A 20,165-nucleotide genomic window follows, 5' to 3' on the forward strand; every position below is an offset into this window, starting at 1 on the left:
GCATGCATCGCTGCGGGCTGATCCTGAACCACGCCGGCGCGCGCTTCAGGATCAGCTACTGGCCCTAAGGAGGATGAGTCATCGGCAGGGTGTGATTGATGTGGGCGAAATGCAAGTCAAAAATGCGAATCAGGCGATTCGTCACCAGTTTGATCTGCGTCTTGTCACTGATGGTTCCAACACCGTGATCTCCCACTTGGATGAGCCCTATCGCGAGCTGATTCGAGAAGAGGTGTATGAGCCAAGTTCACCGATGCATTTAGGGTTTGAAGCGCAGAAACTGCTTGCTAAGAATCGTGATCAAGATTTTGATTTACTTGTTTATCTCGAAGATGATCTACTAATTCTTGATCATTACTTTTTTCATAAGATCATCAGCTTTACGCAGAGTTTGGGGAGTGAGCATCTCTTGCTTCCGCATCGTATGGAGATGAATTATGTGCCGTTTATGGTGGATAGATTGTTTATTGACGGGCCTATCCCTGAGAATGAACAACGCTGGCTGATCCCTGATCCATCGCCACCACTTACGATTGATTCACCGGCTGGCCGGCTCTTTTTTGAATCACCGAAAAATCCCCATTCTGGTTGTTTCGTGTTAACTCCTGAGCAAATGGATCGGTGGTGCAATCATGATTGTTGGCAGGATGGAGACTGTTCGTTTATTTCACCCTTGGAAAGTGCAGCAACGCTTGGCCTAACCAAAGTTTTTAAACTTTATAAGCCTGCTTTGATATGCGCTAGTTGGCTGGAGTTGCAACATTGGGGCACTGCATTCCGCTCATTAATTGGCGGTGTGATCAAGCCTCCGGTGAGCGAGCTCCCCGAAGCCAGTTGCTGAGTCGCACCGAGCGCCTCTGCTCTAAGCACGAAAGTTGGTGGTGGAGCGTTTCGTTTTTTTCGCTGAGGTCACTGAGAGTTCTACCCATCACTGATTCGGCTAGTTGCAGTTGCTGCCGGATCGTTTGAGGCAAATGGATGAGTTGCTTTTCACCTTGTGCTTCTGCAAGAAGCCAGGCGTGCAGTTGTAAGGCCATGGTTAAAAGTAAGGATCCATGGCTCGCGGATGTTGCTGCTGGCGGTTGATCTTTTGAGCTGTTTTCTTGGGTTGCTTCGATCTCTAAGAGTGTTTTGTGGTTACGTTCTGGTAGAGAGAGTTGCAACGCAGATTCGATTCGGTTGAGTGCGGCATCTAAATCCCAGCGCACCTGCTCGCTGTCAACGACGACGCGTTTCTTGCCTCTGCTGTGTCGTTCCATCGCCAGAGTGCTTTGCAGCCAAATCAGCAGGGCATGATCACGATTCCAGCCATGGCTGCTGCGGAATTGCTCAGCCACGTCCAGCGGATGGCGCACAACGAGTAGATGGCAGTAAGCATGGTTATTTGACTCCAACGCGCGCTGCCAGAGAGGGAGCACGCGCTCCATTCCATGCAGGCAGGCCATGGAGTATTGATCGGGGGAGGCCTGAACGAAAGCTTCAGCGAGCGTGCTTTCAAATTCGGTTGCTTGTTTGCTAGCAAAGCAACGATCGGGGAGTTCAAGAGGGCTATCCCAGCCGTTCCCCAGGCCGCTTAGTAAATCGTGCTGTGCATGGGCAAGACTGCTGGCGGTTTCGGCTTGGGCACCACAGCGTCGCAAAACATCACTGACTGCATCGGTGCCGCATTGCGGCAAGCCGAGCACGAGCAGTACGGCGGGAGTAGTTGCGAGCACAGCAGTTGCGGCGTTAACCACCAGACCGTACCGCTTCTAAAACCACCCAGCCAGCAAGAATGCTTCGCAGCGGTTATGTCAAGCGTGCGGATTCTGTTGGTCCATCAGAATTTCCCAGGTCAATTTCGCCAGTTGCTTCCCCGCCTGCAGCAGCAGGGTCATGACGTGCGTGCGATTTGCAGTCATCAGCGCCCCTTGCCAGATGGGATACAGGTCCAGCGCTATCCGGAACCTGATCTTGCTGCATTGCAGCCATCGATTTCAGGCCTGGGCTATTGGGCGGAGGGCCTCTCGCGTGCTCCTCAGGTGCGTTGTATTGCCTCGGATTGGCAACAACAAGGTTGGTCGCCGCATCTGATTCTTGGCCATAGCGGTTGGGGTGAAACGTTGTTGTTGCATCAAGTGTGGCCCGCTGTTCCCCAGGTGCTATGGCCTGAACTTTGGGTGCAGGCCTTGCATCTTGGGGTGCTTGAACCACCCGATGGGCCCGGCTTGAGCGCAGAGCAATGCGCCGATCAGCTCGCTCGCAATCAGCTCACGCGTGCGGCGCTACAGCATGCGGCTGCTTGGGTGTTGCCAACCGAGCATCAAGCCGCAAGCTTTCCGAGCGATTTGGTTTCCAAGCGCTTGCATGTGATCCATGAAGGCATAGATGCCAGCATTGCCTGTCCTGATCCGAATGCTGAGTATGTTGTAAGAGGGATTGCGATCAATAGAAGCACTCCAACAATCACATTTGTGAATCGTAATTTAGAGCGCTTGCGTGGCTTTGATCAATTCATGCATTCACTCCCAAAGATATTAAAACAACACTCTTCTGTTCGTGTAATGATTGTTGGCGACAATGGCGCAGGTTATGCGGGTGGTCAGTCAGATGGTCCGTCACTGAAGCAGCAAATGTTGGCCGAATTGGGAACACAGCTTGATCTGGAGCGTGTGCATTTTTTAGGCAGAGTGCCGTATCCAACTCTTCTAGCCTTGCTTCAGGCGAGTTGGGTCCATGTATACCTTAGCCGGCCATTTATTCTTGGCTGGAGTTTGCTGGAGGCGATGGCTTGTGGCTGTTGCGTGGTGGGCAGTGAGGGAATTCCTGTTTCTGAAGCGATTCAACATGGCAGGAATGGAATGCTCGTGCCCTTCACGAGGCCTGATCAACTTTCAAGGGTGGTACTTGATCTTTTGGCGAATGCAGCCTTGAGGGAGCAGTTGAGTGTGCAGGCCAGGCAAGATGCGCTGGGTTGGGATCATAATGTGATGTGGCCTAAATTGTCTAACTTATTTGCGTTGTTAACATCTGGCCGAGAAGCTTGAAAGAGTTGTTCGAGTTGAGCTGCTGCTTTCTCAACGCTGAATTGTGAGCGTATGCGCTGTTCGCCGTGTTGTGCGATCGAGCGCAGCTGCTCTGGCGTGAGTGTGCAGATCTCTTCCAGTATTTTGGCTAAATCTCCGGAATTCCCTGGTTTGAAGCGAAAGCCACTCACGCGATCCTCGATCAGTTCAGCAGCACCTCCCACGCCACTCGTGGCTAAAATAAGACCACTAGCGATCGCTTCTGCGGCCACAATCCCGAAAGCTTCTGGATGGACAGAAGGGAAGATTGCAACATGGTGAAGACCAAAAAAGCGTGCTAGCTGGCTGCGGGAGAGCTGCCCAAACCATTGCACATCATCTTGAAGATTGTGTTGGTTGAGATAAGCCTGGATCGCTTCTTTATAGCCCTCTTGAAAGCTATCTCCAGCGAAGGAGAGCTTGGCATTGATGCCACGTTGTTTGAGGGAGAGAAGGGCTTCGGCGATGGTATGGGGGCTTTTTGTTGCCATCATCAGGCCAGCGAAGCAGATCCGTAGAGGATGCCCTGGTTGCCCCAGGGTGATTTCGGGAGAATTGCTGCGATTTAATGGTGCTGGAAGGAGGCGTTTTGTGGCGGATGGGCCAAACAGATCACACCGTGCCCCCGGATACACCACTGGGATTGTTTGTGTCTGTAGCGCCTGATTAGCCAAGCAGTGTTTTACAGCTTCGCTCGCAGCCACCATGCGGTAATTGTTTGCCGATGGGTGTTGATTGGCTGGAAATGGTGCAGTGGTGTAACCAATGTGATGCAGGAGTGGCAGGTTGGTGCGAAGGAGTGGCTTCAGGATCTCAACGCCGATCAAATCAAGATTGCCCAACAGCACGCCGTCGTATGCAGTGGTGTTGATCACAGCTTGGATCTGTTGTTGATTGTGCTGGTCAATGTGATGCCGTGCGGATGGATCGTTGAGATGATGCACGCCATTGAGAAATGTTCCTTTTAAGTGCAAACAACGCTGCACATTCGCCTGGAGTTGAACTGACAAGCTGCTTTGGAGCAGATAAGGGGCATCACTGCTGCATACATCGAGCTTGTGTCCCCGTTGCTCTAATCCCCACGCAAAGTCGGCCATGGCGCGGCCATAGCCACCGAGCTCTTGCGGCGGAAAGAGATTGGTGATCACGAGAAGCTTCATCTGCCTTCGGGCGATTAGATCGCGATGGCGCGGTGCTCCTATGGTCGCTTGCCGATGGAATGAAGGAGAACAAACGTGCATTCCCGCCTTCCGGCTCTGCTGATGGTGCCTGATCTTTTGCCTGGTGGGGGCCCGTTGAATGGGCGCCGTTGGGCTGGTCAGCAGCTCCTCAAGCTTTGGCTCAGCTTGGCGGCTGGCCAGGAGCTTCCGCTCTTGGTGGCTGATCCTGTGGGCTTAGGCAATCAGATTCAAGCCCTTTTGCAGAGCTGGGGGGCTGCCAATGCAGTCTCAGCCAATGATCTGTTCTCGACCAATAAGGTCGAACGCTGTGGCGCCTTGATGGTGCCGGATCCTTCCATTGGCATTTGGAGTGGTTGGCGGGATGCCTTTTCAACCCCAGCAAGCTTTTCACTGATCGGTCAAATCCACACCCTCTGCACAACGGGTGCGATGGCCAGGATCGAAGAACTCACCGCCGAAAATATTCTTAACTGGGATGCTTTGATTTGCAGCAGCAACGCTGGTCGTGCTGTTGTGGAAGCTGTGCTTTCGCAGCGTGAGCAAAGGAATGCTGCACGCGCTGGTGTTGCGGTTTCACGTTTTCGCCAGCATCGGCCCCAGCTGCCCGTCATTCCCTTGCCGATGCCGGTCACTGAGATCCAACAGAAGTTGCCAGATCGGTTACGGGCACGCCAAGTGCTGGGTTTGCCTGCTGAGGCTGATGTTGTTGTTTGGCTCGGGCGTATCACCCTTTATTCCAAGGCGGATCCTGCCCCCACCTATCGAATGTTGGAGAGGGTGGCACAACAACGCGATCGCCCGCTTGTGTTTGTGGAGTTAGGTCCAGACGATGGCGAAGGCCAGGTGCAGGCACACCAGCAGCGACGCGAGGAGTGCAAGCACTTGCGTTTTCTCAGAATCGGTGGCTCGGAGCCGGTGTCTGAAGATCAGAAACTACTGGCGTTGGCCGCGGCAGATCTGGGGGTGTCTTTGGTGGACAACGTGCAAGAAACCTTTGGGCAGTCTGTGGTTGAGCTGCTTGCAGCTGGCTTACCTGTCGTGGCGAGTGATTGGGATGGTTATCGAGACCTATTGGTGCATGGGCAGCATGGGTGGTTGATTCCCAGCCGATGGTGTGCCGTGGCAGCCGATGCATCAGTGCCCTTGGGTTGGCAGCATCGCCTCGGTATGCAGAGCTATGCCTCTGTAGCGGGAGCGTTGGCCCAGCTGGTGCAGCTTGATCTTGCTGCGGCTGAAGCTGCTGTGCTCACCTTGCTATCGCAACCAAAACTGCGTCAAGCGATGGGCCGTCAGGCAGCGATTTGGGCCCGCAACCGCTTTGATCTGCCGGTTGTGGCCGCGCACTATTCGGAGCTGTTCGCTGAGCTTGAGCAACGCCGCGATTTAGCACCGCCGGAATGGCGGCAACGGCAGCCTGCGGCTTTGGGCCTAGATCCTGTTGCCTGTTTTGCAGGGTTTGCGAGTGAATCCAATGCTTCTCTGGAGTTGCAAGCAAATGCTGCACTGGACCCTTCGCCAGCATCACTCCATGTTCATCGTGAACAGCTTTGGTCCCTATTGCAGGCCTGTATTCCTCCGGCGCAACACCCTGCATTACGCCAGGCATTAGAAATCAAGCATGGTGATCGTGCCTTTTTGCGATGAGTCTCTTCCCTCCATCTCGTTGGCCGTACTGGCATCACCGCTTGATTCGGCTGCAGTGGCGCCGTTGGTTGCTGCCAACGCTCTTTTGTTTCCCTTACCTACTTTCGTTGTTTTGGTTATGGGGTCAGGGGTTGTCTTGGCTGGTGCAGATTATGCTCGCGCCATTGGTGATGACCCTGATCATCGCAGCTGTGACGTGGCGCTTAGAGCGACTTGAATTTCGAACAGCGCGCCGAAGGCGATAATCTGAAAACAATCTTTTTTGAAGCGATGGACATCGCAACGATCCCTCAGCAGTCTTGGTTTATCGCAGAGGCAGCCGCGCGAGGAGATCGCGATGCTTTGGCACGTTTTTGGTTGGCTGCTCCTGAGGATATTTTAGAGAGCCTTTGGAATTCGCCTTTGGGGGAGGCAACGAGGGCCTTGGTGCAACAGCTGCATTCTCAATTCCCATTTACACCAGATCAATTGCGTTTTCGTGATGCCTTAAGTGCGCGCTTACAACAAGGCTTAGATCAGCCGGCTGTTGTTCAGTTGTTGCTGGCCGCATTCCTGTACTCCCCTGCAGGTCAGTTTCGGATTGCCTCGGCGGAGCGCTGGCTGCCTGGATGGTTGCTCCCCCACTATCAGGCCCTCTACGAAACGTCTGTGCCGAATGGTTCGTTATCAGCTCCAGCTCCTTCAGCGGTGAGTCAGCCAGTGAATGATGGGCCTGTGCCCACACCTGATTTCGGACCTTTCCCCCAGACGCTGCAGGAGCTGATTGGTAATCGCATTCAACTCAATCGCATGTTAGGGCTGGCTAATCTTTATTATATTGATCCTGAAGATCAAGAAATTCTCCAGGAATTGGTTCTGCTTAGGCAACAATTTGCTGCAGCGATTGAGCGTTGTTCCGAAGCTGATTTGGAGCGTTTGTGGGCGACAGACTTAGGAGATCGCTATTGGGCAATGGTGCGCTCTGGTGTGCAAAAAGAGCCGATGTCGCCAGAGGATGAATTGCTCAAGCAGCGGGCCGTGCAGCGCTTATCCCCAGCGCAAGGGGGTGGCTTTCATGCTCCAGGCGCAACCAATGCTTTTCTGGTGGCGATGCTCTTTTACGTGCCTGGCACAATGAAAGTGGATGATGCTGAGCAGAAGCTTCCGGCTTGGTTGTTAGGGGGCTATCAGGACGTTTTTGCTCAATCCATTGCGACGCAGGTGTGAGATCTGTTGCGGATTCTGTTCGTCCATCCCAACTATCCATCTCAGTTTCGCCGGTTAGCTCCTTGGCTGGCCGACCAGGGGCATGAGATTGTTTTTTTAGCCAGCAACTGTGAGTGGCACGCTCCTGAACGAGCCAATTTCAGGTTGAAGGCTTATCAGCCCCATCGCGCCGGTGGCACGGAGGCGCTGCATCCCTATTTGCGGCGTTTTGAGCAGGCTGTGCTGTCTGGTCAGGCTGCTTTTAGAGCATGTGTTGAGTTGGCTGAGCAGGGCTGGCATCCGGATTGGATCATTAATCACGTGGGTTTTGGACCTGGTCTTTATCTGCGGGATGCATTTCCAAAGGCCCGTCGCGCTGGCTTATTTGAGTGGTATTACAACGCCATTGGATCCGATGTTGATTTTCTGGCCCGAGGTGCGCCGGTAGAGCCTGACAGGCAGATGCGCCTGCGCACTTGGAATGCCCAATCGTTGATCGAATTGGCAGATGTTGATTTGGCTGTCACCCCAACTGTTTGGCAACAACGTCAGTTTCCAGCTTGGATGCGCTCCCGTTTGCAAGTGATTCACGAAGGGATCGATTGGGACCAGCTTTCAAGGCTCAGGTCTGGCCTGATTACACGACCCGACTGCTTGCAAGCAGTCGGGGATGCCGAGATTGTCACCTATGTGAGCAGGGGGTTTGAAGAATATCGAGGTTTTCCGCAAGCGATGCAGGCGTTGGCCCTGCTTCAACAACGCCGCCCAAGAGTGCAGATTTTGATCGCCGGTAGCGACATCATTGCATATGGGGCTGGTCGTCAGGACGGTCGTACTTGGCAGCAGTGGGCTGAGCAGGATGCAGGCCTGGATCCGTTGCGCACCCATTGGCTTGGTCCTCTTCAAACAGAGGGGTACCACCAGCTGTTGGCCTGCAGCAATGTGCACTTATACCTAACGGTGCCGTTTGTGTTGAGTTGGAGCCTGCTTGAGGCGATGGCGGCTGGTTGCGCGATTGTGAGTAGTGCAACGGCTCCCGTTCAGGAGGTGATGCGGGATGGTCAGGAAGGTCTGCTTTGCGATTTTTATGCACCAGATGACCAAGCCAGGGCGATGGAGCACCTGCTTGACCAGCAAGAGTTGGCTAAGACGCTAGGCGTAGCGGCTCAACAGGCTGCACGGCGCTATTCAGCTAGTGAGGGATTTCATTCTTGGCTTAATGGTTTGTGCGGATCTCCTTGCTGAGCTGGCATGTGCGGTTGCCAACGCGTCTATGGATGAGTAATAATCGTTCAGCAAGACTTAATGTCTTGGACAACACACCGCCCCCTTGGTGGGTGCGGTTGTGAGGAGTACAACTCACCCACCACAAAACCTACCTAATGGCTACTAGTTACAACACCATTCTTGGCACTGATACTGCCAACACCATCATTGGTACTTCTGGTGCTGATTCGATCAATGCCTTGGAAGGCAATGACACCGTCAATGGAAAGGGCGGCGCTGACATCATCCTTGGTGGCGATGGAAACGATCTGATCATCTCTGATGCGACTGCCTCTAATGGCAGCTTTGATGGTGGATCAGGTAATGACACCCTGAACTTCTCTGTCACTCTTCAAAGTGCCACCGTTGGTGGTGGTCAAGGCACTGACAGCATTGCAATCACTGCCAACAACGTTGGTACTGTTGCTTACGGCGGAGCCGACGGTGACACCATTGTCTTGTCGACTGATTTGAATTCTGCATCCGTTTATGGCGGCGGAAGAGGTACTGCAGCAGACGGATCTGACAGTATCTCTGTTACTGGCAGCCTTAGTGCTGGTTACATCCAAGCTAATAAAGGAAATGACACCATCTCTGTCACTGGGGCAGTCCTTACTGGATCAAGTGCACGTGGTGGCCAAGGCAATGACAATGTCATCCTTGCGGGAAATACCTTACTAGGTTCAACCGTTTACGGTGATTTAGGAAGCGATACTATTCAAATTTCTGGAGCTGCACTGGGCTCTGTTATCCAGGGCGGCAGTGATTCCGATACCACTGCAGACAGCGCTGACTCTCTATCAATCAGCGGTTCCTTGAGTTCTGCCTTTGTCCAGGCCAACGCTGGTAACGACACTATCTTCATCGGTGGAATCGCTGGTAGTTCCTCCACTGTTCTAGGCGGTGCTGGATCTGACTTCATCACTGCTAGTTCTGCTGTAGCAAACAGTGAGATCTTCGGAAACAATGGTGATGACACCCTGCTGATCGGAGATTCTGATTCTGCTGATACTTTCACTAAGTCTTTGCTGCAATCCAATGCTGGAAACGACAGCATTAATGTGTCTGGTCGCTTTTTGACTAGTACCGTTCGTGGTGGCTCTGGTAATGACACCATCAATTTCAATGCTGCTTCAAACGCATCCAGCTACGTGTTTGGTGATGCTGGAAGCGATGCTCTTACTGGAGACTTCAGTGCAGGAACAACCGTATACGGAGACAATACGGATGGTACAAGCGCCGGTAACGACACTCTGAGCTTCGGTGATGTTGCTTCGGGTCAGCTTCGCGGTAATGCTGGAGACGACAGTCTTGCTGCAGCTTCTGGATCGAGCGCGACACTCTTTGGTGGTATTGGAAATGACACCATTTCTGTAACTGGTGCTTTCCAGAATTCACGTGCCTCATCTGCAGGTGTGATGACCTTCGGTGGTGCAATCGACGGTTCACAAATCGTTGCTGAGGATGGTACAAACTCCAGTATTTCGTTCCTTGGCCTTGCTTCGAGTGCTTCGCTTGTTGGTGGTACTGGTAATGACACCATCAATTTTGTGACGACTTTGGGTACCAGCGCTGGACTTGCTGCTAGCTCTACTTACTTCTTCGGTAGTAAAGGTGGTGCAGATGTCATCAATTTCAGTGCTGCTACATCAAATAGCACTTTGGTAGTTGCGGTTTCAGATGATTACGGCAGTACTGGTTCATTTACAAGTACCAATGTTCTAACTCTTGGTACGAACACCATCACCTTTACTGGTGGCGCTTCTTCAGGTCCAGCGTTATCTGGTATGACATTTATTACTGTCACTCAGGCAACAATCGACAGTCTTGGTTGATCAATCCCACTCGTTTGAGTGAATCTAAGGCTCCCTTCTTGGGAGCTTTTTTTTTGGCAGATTTGAAAATTATGAGGCGTGAGTTGCAGTCGATCTCTTGTTGTCTTCTCCAGGCTGAAGCTGGTGATTCAGGCTTTCGCCCTTCATGTGAAGATGGTTGTAATAGATGGATTGATAGCATTTCAGCCTTGCTAAAGGGTGAGTTACAACAGGCTATGGTGCACTTGTTGGCTTATCCTCCTACAGGGGGTGACCTTACTTCTGATGTTGCTGATTTCTATTGGTTATTGTGCTTGATTTCAGCGCTAATGCGTGATCAGCAGAAGCAACTTTTGTGTATAAAGAAGCTTGGATTAGTTGTTGGTTGGCACGATTGGAGGGTTTTGCAGGCCACTTCTCAGTTGAAGCGCCAACAGGGTCGGCGACCATCTGAATTTCTTGATTTTGATAGGAGTAATCTAAACGGAAATCTTTGCCCACATCTTGAATTTGAACGTATCTATAGCTTGTTGGAACTTCAAAATCTTGACGAAGCCGCTGAAAGATTAGCGAAAATCGAATATTTTGATTCCTGTGATAGTATAATTTTACAATCTAAGTTGATGTTTCGTAAGCAGAATGCTGAGGCTGCGGAGGAATTATTGCTTGCAAATATCAACCGTTGCATACCTCGCCTTGATTATTGCGAATGGTTGGTCGAGGTTTTGTTTGAACTTGAGCGTGGAGATCTGTGCCTTCCGGTGTTGAATACTATTTTGAAAGTTCATCCGCAAGCTAGTTTTTCATTGCTTGAGAGATACGCCCAGGCTAAGTTGCTTCAGCGCCAACCCGCTCAGGCCTTGAGAGTTAAATTATTAGAGCGTCTGCCAAAATTTTCTGGTTCTGTTGTCGCTTCACCAACTGTGCTTTCGCCAGCATATGATTTTCTTGGTAGAGCTGATTGGTTTGATTACTTGCATCCACTTGTTAGGAGCCTGCCAGATGTCTATGGGGCGCTTTACTCTAATGTGCTAATGCATTCTAGTAGCCATGCTTTAGATGTTTTCCCATCCTTAGCCTCTGATTTGGTTGATTTCCTTAGTCAAAAAATCAGGTCGTTTATACCACCTTTTCTATTTAGGGGATCATCGCAACTAGTTCAAACCAGAGCAATGAATAAATTTCGTATTGGCTGGATTTGTGGTGATATTGGTAATCACCCTGTTTGCCGGTTCCTTTACTCATGGCTTGTTGCTGTGCCAGAGGGATCCCTTCAGCATCAACATGTCGTTGTGACGACACAATCTTTTGATGATGGATATAGAGATCTAATCGCAAACATTCCAGATGTTCAGTTCAGTGATCTGTCATCTCATCGCACCCTCGTAGACCAAGTGAAGGCTATTCGAGACCTTAATTTGGATTTAGTTGTAGATCTCAATGGTTGGACAGGTAAAAATATTGCCACGGCATTTATTGCTCGGTTGGCGCTGGTTCAGGTAAATTATCTTGGCTTTCATGCAAGTACAGGGATTCCTGAGATGGATTGTTGGCTTGTTGACGAACATCTTCTGCCGCAATCTTCACAGCTGCAAGAGTGGCACACTGAATCTCTTGTTCGTTTGCCACGGCCATTCTTGGCCTGGCAGCCACCCGCTGCATTGCCGGAAGGCCGCGTAGAGGTCACGTCATTTGCTCATAGCAGCGAATCACCGATTCGTTTTGGTTGCTTTAATCACTCCCGCAAAATCTCTATGCAATGTCTCAAGTCTTGGGCGGAACTCATGCGCCAGGTTCCTCATGCCCAACTAGTTCTAAAGGCTTTTGCAGCAGACGATACAGGAACGGCAGAGCTGCTCACACGCAGGCTTCGGCGAGCTGGTCTTGATTTAGAGCGCGTTGTTTTTTTGCCTTATTCGGCAACACCGGAAGATCATCTCAAGCAGTATGAGCAAATGGATGTTGCATTGGATAGTTTCCCCAATACAGGCTGTACAACCACCTGTGAAGCCCTATGGATGGGTGTGCCTGTAATTACGTTAGAAGGCCGGCACTATGTGACTCGTATGGCTGCAGCTGTTTTAGCAGGAGCCGAATTGCACGAGTGGATTACTAGTTCAGTGGAACAGTATCTGGAACGAGCTGTCCAGCAGGCAGAACCCAAGCGATTGGCTTGGTTGCGCCAGAATCGAAACTCTTGGCGTGATCAAGTCCAACAGTCACTCTTGGGTGATGCGACCAACTTAATGCAATCGCTCGAGTCAACATTTGGTGAGTTGATTGAAAGCGCAATTGAGTCTCACGTCGCTTGAGCATTACATTGATTTTAGGGATGATCTGTAGTTCTCAAAAATTGATTCCAGTTGTGAGCTCACGCGTCGTGGTTGATTAAGATTTGAGTTTGATATTTTCTCAATAAGTTTTTGCCTGTCGAGATTGTTGCGGACGCCTTCCTGATAGAAATTCATTGCACATGTGAGATAGTTTTTATTGTCTATATGGATGAGTTCTGGCATGCCGGCACTCGTCAATAAGCTGGCAGATAAGCTTCCCACCATTCCTCTCCCCTGTTGGCAAATGACGGGGACTCCCATCCATAGCGCTTCTGCTGTTGTGGTCGCCCCGCCATAGGGAATTGGATCGAGTGCTACATCGATTTCGTTGTATTGCGCTAGGTGAGTTGCATGATCTTCTGCCCAAGGCAGCAGGAGAATACGCGCGGGCTGAATCCCTCCTTGCTCAAACCGTTGCCGAATTCGTTGTTGCTCAGCGGCTTCGATGAAGCTAAAACTTTTGAGGGCAAGTTCTGCATTGGGTGCTTCCTTGAGTAGATCAGACCACAAGGAAATGGTTTGATCGGAGAGCTTGCGTGCATGGTTTAAGCTTCCAAATCGGAAACAAGGAGTCGCTGTGCGATTGACCTCGGGGCATTGATTTGGCTTTGGTAATGTCATATAGCCACCCTTGATATAAGCCAACTGGTGTTGCTCGGTTTCAAGTGGATGCAATGTCTTGAACAGCACTTCGTCTCCAATCCATCCAGGCACACTTTCTAAGAAAGTAGCGCCTGGAAATCCGAGGTAACTCATTTGGATCGGTGCGGGATGATGGAGGCAAATCCCGATACGGCTATGTCCTGTGTAGCCCCCAAGTTCTACTAAAACGTCAAGCTGTTGATCAGCGATAGCACGTGCACCCATGGCGTCATGGCAGGCGCTTAAATTGAGCCAATGGTCGCAACATTCGCGGATTGATTCACTCACAGCATCCCAGTGTGGCCCGGTATGTAAACCCCAGATCTCTACTTTGCTCCGGTCATGGGTTTGAAGGACAGGAAGGAGAAAACGGCTTACTGGGTGGTTGCAGAAATCAGAGGAGAGGTAGCCAATGCGTAATCGGCGTCCTGGCCATGCTGTAGCCAGATGATCTTTCCATAGGTTTTGAAGTGCATCAGATTGTTTACGTCGCTCCCAGGCTTTGGCCAGTTCTTGACGTTTTGCTTCAGGTAAAAGATTGCAGCTTGCGGCTAGGAATTGGAGATTGAATAGGTGTTGGTCTTTGCGGCTGATTTGTTCCAGGTTGATTTGTGTCAGTAACCTGCGGGCGGCATTTTGCTGCCCCATTTCAGTGAGGCTTTGAAGAAAAGCTTGTTTAAGATCATAATGATTTGGGAACGCTCTTAGCGCTTGGCGGATGATTCGATTGGGTCGAATCGTCTTTCGTTGTCCTCGTTCGGCTGCCGCCAAGTTCAGCCAATGCAAGGGTTGATGGGGTTGTTTGGTGCAGAGCTCCGTAAATAACATGGCAGCCTCTGCCATGTTTTGTTCAGCCATCAATAATCCAGCTTCTGCTCCCTTGATCTCGAGGTTGTCGTGCTTATTATTTTCTATTTGATTGAGGATATCTCGGGCTTCTTTTATTTTGCAGAGATCTTTCAGGAGTGTAATGCGATTCGCCGTTGTGATCTGATGATCGGGGTCTAGATCCTGAGCATGGTTGAAGGCATCTAGGCCTTGCTCAAGATTGCCAAGACGACTATGGCTTACACCCAAATCAAACCAGATCGAAAAGGATTCATCATCTCCTCTGATTAATTGCGTAAAAACTCTTACTGCTGTTTCGAACTCCCCTAGTTGTAGTTTAATCCTTGCCCAGCAATGCATGAGCTCCTTTCGTTGCCCGTGGCGCTGAATGCTCTTGCTGATCAATTCTAAGCTTGTTTGATAAAGTCCAGCTTGTCTGAATGTATTGGCTGCATCGATACTCAACGGGAGGTTAAGGCTAAGAAAATCTTGGTTGTCTTGATAAAGTTGTAGTATTTTTTGTGTCTGGCCTTTTTGTTTTAACTCAATGGCCCTTTTCAGGACTATTGTCAGCTCTTCTTGTTCGACGTTGAAGGCACTTTGTGAATCAATATCAATGTCATTAAAATTTATATGTTTTTGATCTGTTAAAATATGATCTGAATTTATCTCATTCGTAGACCATTCGGCTGATGGCACTGATCGCTCCTGCAAATGCAGACCCATCCTATTCCGACGCTTCGGATTGGCTGGTTGCTTTGGCAGCTGATCCTTCTCTTGCTGATCAAGCGATTGCTGCAGCCCGCTTAGGTGGTGAGTTTTCTGCTCTATCACTCGATTGGGCCATGGTGCTCGGCTTGGCCTACTGGCAACTCCAGCGCTATGGCGAAGGCTTGTCAATCCTTGAGTACTTTGATCACACGCAGGTAAGCAATCCCCATTACTTTGCTTTGTTTGGGATGATTTGCCGTCAATTGCCGGCTCAAGAATCCCGAGCATTAGCGTCATACCTCAGAGCTCTCGAGCTTGACCCCAGCCGGCCTGATATTCATTACAACGTTGGAAATCTCTTAAAAGAGACCCAGCCAGATAAGGCGCTTTCTCATTACCGCAAGAGCTTGTGTCTCAAGGTTGATGATTCGGTTGTTTGGCATAACTATGGATCACTCTTAAATGATGAGGATGATCAGCTTGGATCCTTGCAGGCATTGAAAAATAGCTTACTGCTAAAGCCGGAGGATGCTGATGCCTGGTGCTCCCTCGGTTTAACTTTGTTTCAGCTTGAGCGTTTCTTGGCTGCTCAATCCTGTTTCCAGAAATCTATTTCGCTTGATCAAGGCCATTCGAGTAGCCATGTGAATTGCGGTCAGGTGTTGATCGAGATTTTGCAGCCTGAAAATGCGCTGTATTTTCTGGAGCGTGGTGTCGAGCTTGATAGCACTTCTTCTAATTCTTTGTGGAACCTGGCTTTAGCATTTTTATTGTTAGGCCGCTATAAAGAAGGATGGAGGTATTATGAAGCCCGTTTTCATACTAAAGAGTTCGGTGTACATAAGCCACCAACATCCGTTAATCTTCCTCCATTCCTTGAATCCTTGCCTGGACCTACTGATCCTGAGCTAATTGTTTGGAGTGAGCAAGGAATTGGCGATGGCATTCAGTTTTGCCGTTATCTCCCTATGTTGCAAGCAAGAAATATTAACTTTCGCCTACTGGCGCATGAGCATTTGATCTCTTTCTATCAAGATTGGATGGGGCTTGGTGATCAAGTCTGTTTGAAGCTGAATTCCAATCCTTCGAGTGATACTAGGCCAAATATATCGATGCTGAGCTTGCCGCATTTGTTCCAAACAGAATTGTCAACTGTTCCCTCGGCTACACCATATTTGCGCGCTCCTGGACCAACCCCATCTCATCTTCAGGTTGGCCAGGCTCCGGGAGGATTAAACGTCGGAGTCGTTTGGGCGAGTAATCCAAACAATCGTCACATGTATCGTCATAAGTCGTTGCCGCTTCCTTGCTTGATTCAGCCTTTGATTGATCTTGTCGATTTAGATTTGATTGAATTGCATAGTTTGCAGGTTGGATCTGATGTTGAGCAGTTAGATCCTTGGCGTGATCATGAACGTGTTTTTGATTGGAATGGTGTTGTTGATAGTTTTTCTGATACAGCTCATGTGATCAATCAGCTTGATCTTGTGATCAGTGTTGATACAGCTGTTGCTCATCTTGCTGGCGCCTTAAATAAACAAACCTGGCTGTTGCTCCCGCACAACGCAGATTTTCGTTGGTTGCATCAACGTGATGATTCTCCGTGGTATCCTTCCATGCGTTTATTCCGGCAAAAGAAGCGCGGAGATTGGCAGTCTGTGATCACTGAGTTGCAGGCTGCGCTTAATGGGTTGTTTATTCTTGACCTACCAGCGTTGGCGGATGCCAAACTCACTCGATGACTGCTGATATTGATTTGCTTACATCCGCTGAGCTGGATCTGCTTGTGCGCCGCTTGGATCTTTTTCAGTTGCTGTTAAAGAGGCGCGAAGAGCAGGCCATTGCTGCATTGGTACCCGTGCTGAAATCCGAGCTTGAGCAAGCTGAGCGTGAACTCCTTGGTGATTTGGATCGTGATCAGTGGTTGCAGAAAAAAGGATGGCAGCAAGCTGACTTTGAGATGCATCTCAAGCGTCCCCTTGCCTTGAAGTTATTTGCGCGTCAGCAATTTGGTCCCGGCCTGGAAGAATTGTTTTTGTCGTCTAGCGGTGGGCGTGATCAGGTGATCTATTCAATGTTGCGCGTTCGCGATCGTGGCCTTGCCCGTGAGTTGTATCTGAGACTCAGCGAGGGGGAGTTGGCCTTTCCAGAAGCAGCTCGTCATTATGGAGAAGGTCCTGAAGCTCGTGGACAGGGTGTGATCGGACCGATACGGATGAGTCAGTTGCAACCCCAGCAGCTTGCGGATTGGTTGCGTTCTCTCCAACAGGGTGAATTATCACGTGTTCAGCAATTAGGTGAATGGCATTTGATTTTGAGGCTTGAGCACTTAATGCCTTCTAAGCTTGATGACGAAACGCGGCAGGTCTTGTTGCAAGAGCAACTTGATAGCTTCCTTGACGAAAGGGTACGTCGCCTGCAAGCTGGCGAACCAGTAGAGCCTCTCCATTTTGATTCTGATCGCTTGGATAGCGAAGCTTCATGACTGATGTAGCCACGTTTCAGAGCCTGCTGAGTCGGTTCCCAGCATTTCGTGAACTTGATGATCAGCGTTTGGCTTGGTTGGCGGAGCGATCCCGCCCCTTTATTTGTTCTGTCGGTCAGGAGCTTCTGCTAGCTGATCGGATGCCAGATCATTGTTTTTGTGTTGTGGAAGGCCGCGGTCGTTTGCTGCATGAAGATCCTGGTTTGCGTCGGCCCGTCACCTTGGCTCTTTCCAAGCCTGGTGATCTAGTGGGTTGGGCCGGCTTGGTGCGGCGTAGTCCTTGCGAATGGGTGGCAGCTTCAACCACTTTGAAGTTGATTGGCTTCACTGATGAAACCTTTTATGCCTTAGAGCAGGAGAGTGAGACCTTTGCCCATTGGCTTGCGAGCAACGATTCTCCTGCTGAGTTGATGAGTTGTCTCGCCCCGGCCTTGCGCCGTCGTCCCAAAGCTGAGCCTCCAGAGCGAGAAGTGTTGCGTCGTCTCCTGCCTGGATTGCGGGTCGTGGATGCTCATCACTTGAGGCAATTGCCAGATGATGATGCGATTTGGTTATGGGATAGCCAGCCCAATAATCAGCATGTGTCGATTGGGTCTGAGGTGGATCTTGAGCTTTTGGCATCCATTCCGGTTGGAGAGCCATTGCGTTTGTTGCGGATTGAGCGTCAGTTATGGGAAGCAGAACTCAATCCCTCTTTAAAAGCTCCTGATCAATTAGCGCTATCGAGTGACATCGATCTTTGGTCGCAGGATCGCTATTCCGATTTGGCTGTTCCCGCTCCACAAGGAGAGCGTCACCTGTCGCCATCTGAGGATGAGAGTCTTGCGGCTGCGGCTTCACCTCGGTTTCGAGGCCGCACCATTCCGATCGTCACCGGAATTGGGCCCAAGCAGCAAGCGATAGCTTGTATGGAGATGCTGGCGCGTTACTACAACGCACCGTTCCGCCGCGACGTGATGGAGAGAACGGCTGCACAACTGATTGCTGAGCGCCAAGTGAGCTTAGAGATTCTCGGCAATTTAGCCGTAATGATGGGTTTTACTGGCTCCATTTCTGATATCCCGGAAGCGCAGCTTGCGCGTTTGCCTTTCCCTTGCTTTGTGTTGCTTGAAGGGCAACCCACCATGATTCATGACATCAGTCAAGGTCAGGTGAAGGCTGTATTGCCTGAATTTGGCATGGTGGAATTATCACTCTCTGATTTCATGGGTGATCAAGGTGGTGCGCGTGTGCTCACCTTGTCGCCAGGGCGAGAAACCCAAAAGCGCAAGCTTGGTCTTTCTTGGTTTGCTCCTCAAATTCGCCGCTATCGCCGCAGCCTGCTTGAAGTGCTGATGGTGTCACTAGTGCTCCAACTGCTCAACCTGGCGCAGCCGTTGGTGTTCCAGCAGATCTTTGACAAGGTTATTGGTCAGCAAAATCTAGACACGCTGTATACCCTTGGGTTGCTTTTGTTGGGAGTGGCATTATTTCAGGGGTTGCTAACCGCTGTCCGCACCTATTTGTTTGCTGATACAACCAATCGTATTGATATTGCTCTTGCTGGTGAGGTGATTCAGCATTTGTTACGCCTCCCTCTTCGTTATTTCGATCGCCGCCCCGTGGGTGAATTGCAAACCCGGCTTGCTGAGCTAACTAATATCCGTAATTTCATGACGGGTACGGCGATCACACTTCTTTTGGATGGCGTCTTTTCGATGATTTACATCGGCGTGATGGTTGCCTACAGCGGTGTATTAACAGCGGTCACCCTCGGTGTGGTTCCGTTGTTTCTGGCCTTAACCTTGGTGGCATCTCCGTTCATTCGCGCCCAATTGCGTAAAGCAGCCGAAAAGAATGCAGAAACCCAAAGTTTGTTAATTGAATCCTTGAATGGGGTGCAAACGATTAAGGCTCAGAACGCCGAAAGCACAGTGCGCTGGAGATGGCAACGTCTTTTTTCTGGTTATATGGCTGAGAATTTCCGCACCGTGTTGATTGGCACATCAGCAGCAACAGTTGGTGCCTTTTTGAATCAACTTACTGGTTTATTAACTCTTTGGGTAGGTGCTTATTTAGTCATTAAAGGTGATCTCACGATTGGTCAACTCATTGCCTTCCGAATTATTTCTGGTTATGTGGTTGGTCCATTGCTTAATTTGGCGACCAGTTGGCAAAGTTTTCAGGGTGTAGCGCTATCCATTGAGCGTCTCAGTGATGTTGTTGATGCCACAAGTGAAGCTGGTGACAACGAGATGGAGCAACTGCCGCTGCCACCTGTTGCCGGTGAGGTTGTTTTTCAAGGAGTTGATTTCCGTTTCAATGAATCTGCCCCACTGGTTGTGCGAGATGTTTCGTTCACGATTCCTGCTGGATCATTCGCAGGAATTTGCGGCCGAAGTGGTAGTGGTAAAAGCACGATTATGAAGCTCTTGCCGCGCTTATATCAACCAGACTCAGGCCGTATTTTGATTGATGGTTATGACTTGGCTAAGCTTCAGTTAGGTTCGATCCGCAGGCAAATAGGCATCGTTCCACAAGACAGCCTGCTATTAGACGGATCTGTTCGTGACAACATCACCCTTACCGTTCCTGATGCAACGAACGAAGAGATTGTGGCGGCAGCCCGTGTGGCATGTGCCCATGATTTCATTATGGAATTGCCTAATGGTTATGCCTCCAGAGTGGGGGAACGGGGAGGGAATCTCTCTGGTGGGCAACGGCAACGGCTTGCGATCGCTCGAGCTGTTTTACAGCGGCCTTCGTTGTTAATACTCGATGAAGCAACGAGTGCTCTCGACTATCTAACTGAACGCCAAGTATGCCTTAATCTTAAGAATGCGTTCGAAGGCTCTACGGTCTTTTTTATTACGCATCGCTTGAGCACGATTCGATCGGCCGACACAATTTTGATGATGGATTCTGGATCACTCGTAGAGCAAGGATCTCATCAAGAGTTGTTAGAGCTGGAAGGTCGTTACTTTGCTCTTTATTCACAACAGGAGTCTGATCTTGGCTGATTCCCCGATTCCATCTGCACCAAAAAATAATCA

Annotated in this window: 13 protein-coding genes; 10 read left to right on the top strand and 3 right to left on the bottom strand. The window is 50.2% G+C overall.

Annotation, left to right across the window (positions count from 1 at the left end):
• Positions 1-73: 73 nt before the first annotated feature.
• Complete coding sequence (locus DXY38_RS08280) at positions 74-841, top strand: hypothetical protein (RefSeq protein WP_136988075.1); 768 nt, start codon at positions 74-76, stop codon at positions 839-841.
• On the opposite strand, the gene DXY38_RS08285 is transcribed toward DXY38_RS08280, so the two are convergent.
• Entirely contained in the window at positions 801-1,736 is a 936-nt protein-coding gene (locus DXY38_RS08285) for a hypothetical protein (protein WP_136988077.1), read from the bottom strand. The two genes, DXY38_RS08280 and DXY38_RS08285, sit on opposite strands and share 41 nt — an antisense overlap.
• Before the next feature lie 63 nt (positions 1,737-1,799).
• On the opposite strand from DXY38_RS08285, the gene DXY38_RS08290 reads away from it, so the two are divergent.
• The gene (locus DXY38_RS08290; RefSeq protein ID WP_115071278.1) at positions 1,800-3,026 is read left to right on the top strand and encodes a glycosyltransferase; all 1,227 of its coding nucleotides are present in this window, start codon (positions 1,800-1,802) and stop codon (positions 3,024-3,026) included.
• On the opposite strand, the gene DXY38_RS08295 is transcribed toward DXY38_RS08290, so the two are convergent.
• Entirely contained in the window at positions 2,960-4,204 is a 1,245-nt protein-coding gene (locus DXY38_RS08295; protein WP_170952898.1) for a glycosyltransferase family 4 protein, read from the bottom strand. The two genes, DXY38_RS08290 and DXY38_RS08295, sit on opposite strands and share 67 nt — an antisense overlap.
• Before the next feature lie 75 nt (positions 4,205-4,279).
• Here DXY38_RS08295 and DXY38_RS08300 point away from each other — a divergent pair, with 75 nt between their 5' ends.
• The 5 genes from DXY38_RS08300 to DXY38_RS08325 all read left to right on the top strand — a co-directional run bounded on the left by DXY38_RS08300 (position 4,280) and on the right by DXY38_RS08325 (position 12,446).
• Positions 4,280-5,869: a glycosyltransferase gene (locus DXY38_RS08300; RefSeq protein WP_115071233.1), complete on the top strand. Its 1,590-nt coding sequence runs from the start codon at positions 4,280-4,282 to the stop codon at positions 5,867-5,869.
• Positions 5,870-6,082: 213 nt separating this feature from the next.
• Positions 6,083-7,075, top strand: a complete 993-nt coding sequence (locus tag DXY38_RS08310; protein ID WP_244279059.1) for a hypothetical protein — start codon at positions 6,083-6,085, stop codon at positions 7,073-7,075.
• A gap of 6 nt (positions 7,076-7,081) precedes the next feature.
• Entirely contained in the window at positions 7,082-8,299 is a 1,218-nt protein-coding gene (locus tag DXY38_RS08315; protein WP_115071235.1) for a glycosyltransferase, read from the top strand.
• A gap of 137 nt (positions 8,300-8,436) precedes the next feature.
• A complete protein-coding gene (locus DXY38_RS08320) occupies positions 8,437-10,155 on the top strand; it encodes a calcium-binding protein (protein ID WP_115071236.1) in 1,719 nt (572 codons plus the stop codon).
• A gap of 14 nt (positions 10,156-10,169) precedes the next feature.
• Positions 10,170-12,446, top strand: a complete 2,277-nt coding sequence (locus DXY38_RS08325) for a hypothetical protein (protein ID WP_136988079.1) — start codon at positions 10,170-10,172, stop codon at positions 12,444-12,446.
• Between the two features lie 3 nt (positions 12,447-12,449).
• On the opposite strand, the gene DXY38_RS13485 is transcribed toward DXY38_RS08325, so the two are convergent.
• Complete coding sequence (locus tag DXY38_RS13485; protein ID WP_170952899.1) at positions 12,450-14,636, bottom strand: glycosyltransferase family 41 protein; 2,187 nt, start codon at positions 14,634-14,636, stop codon at positions 12,450-12,452.
• On the opposite strand from DXY38_RS13485, the gene DXY38_RS08340 reads away from it, so the two are divergent.
• From DXY38_RS08340 to DXY38_RS08350, 3 genes are read left to right on the top strand one after another with little or no spacing between them, the layout of a single operon-like run.
• The gene (locus tag DXY38_RS08340) at positions 14,630-16,390 is read left to right on the top strand and encodes a tetratricopeptide repeat protein (protein ID WP_115071238.1); all 1,761 of its coding nucleotides are present in this window, start codon (positions 14,630-14,632) and stop codon (positions 16,388-16,390) included. The two genes, DXY38_RS13485 and DXY38_RS08340, sit on opposite strands and share 7 nt — an antisense overlap.
• Positions 16,387-17,133 carry a peptidylprolyl isomerase gene (locus DXY38_RS08345; protein WP_115071239.1) on the top strand — a complete coding sequence of 249 codons (747 nt, stop codon included), beginning with the start codon at positions 16,387-16,389 and terminating at the stop codon, positions 17,131-17,133. The genes DXY38_RS08340 and DXY38_RS08345 overlap by 4 nt, the downstream gene beginning before the upstream one ends.
• On the top strand, positions 17,130-20,132 hold the full coding sequence (locus DXY38_RS08350) for a peptidase domain-containing ABC transporter (RefSeq protein WP_115071240.1): 3,003 nt from the start codon (positions 17,130-17,132) through the stop codon (positions 20,130-20,132). The genes DXY38_RS08345 and DXY38_RS08350 overlap by 4 nt, the downstream gene beginning before the upstream one ends.
• Positions 20,133-20,165 lie beyond the last annotated feature (33 nt).

The sequence above is a fragment of the Synechococcus sp. UW179B genome, assembly GCF_900474245.1.
Classification (GTDB): domain Bacteria; phylum Cyanobacteriota; class Cyanobacteriia; order PCC-6307; family Cyanobiaceae; genus Synechococcus_C.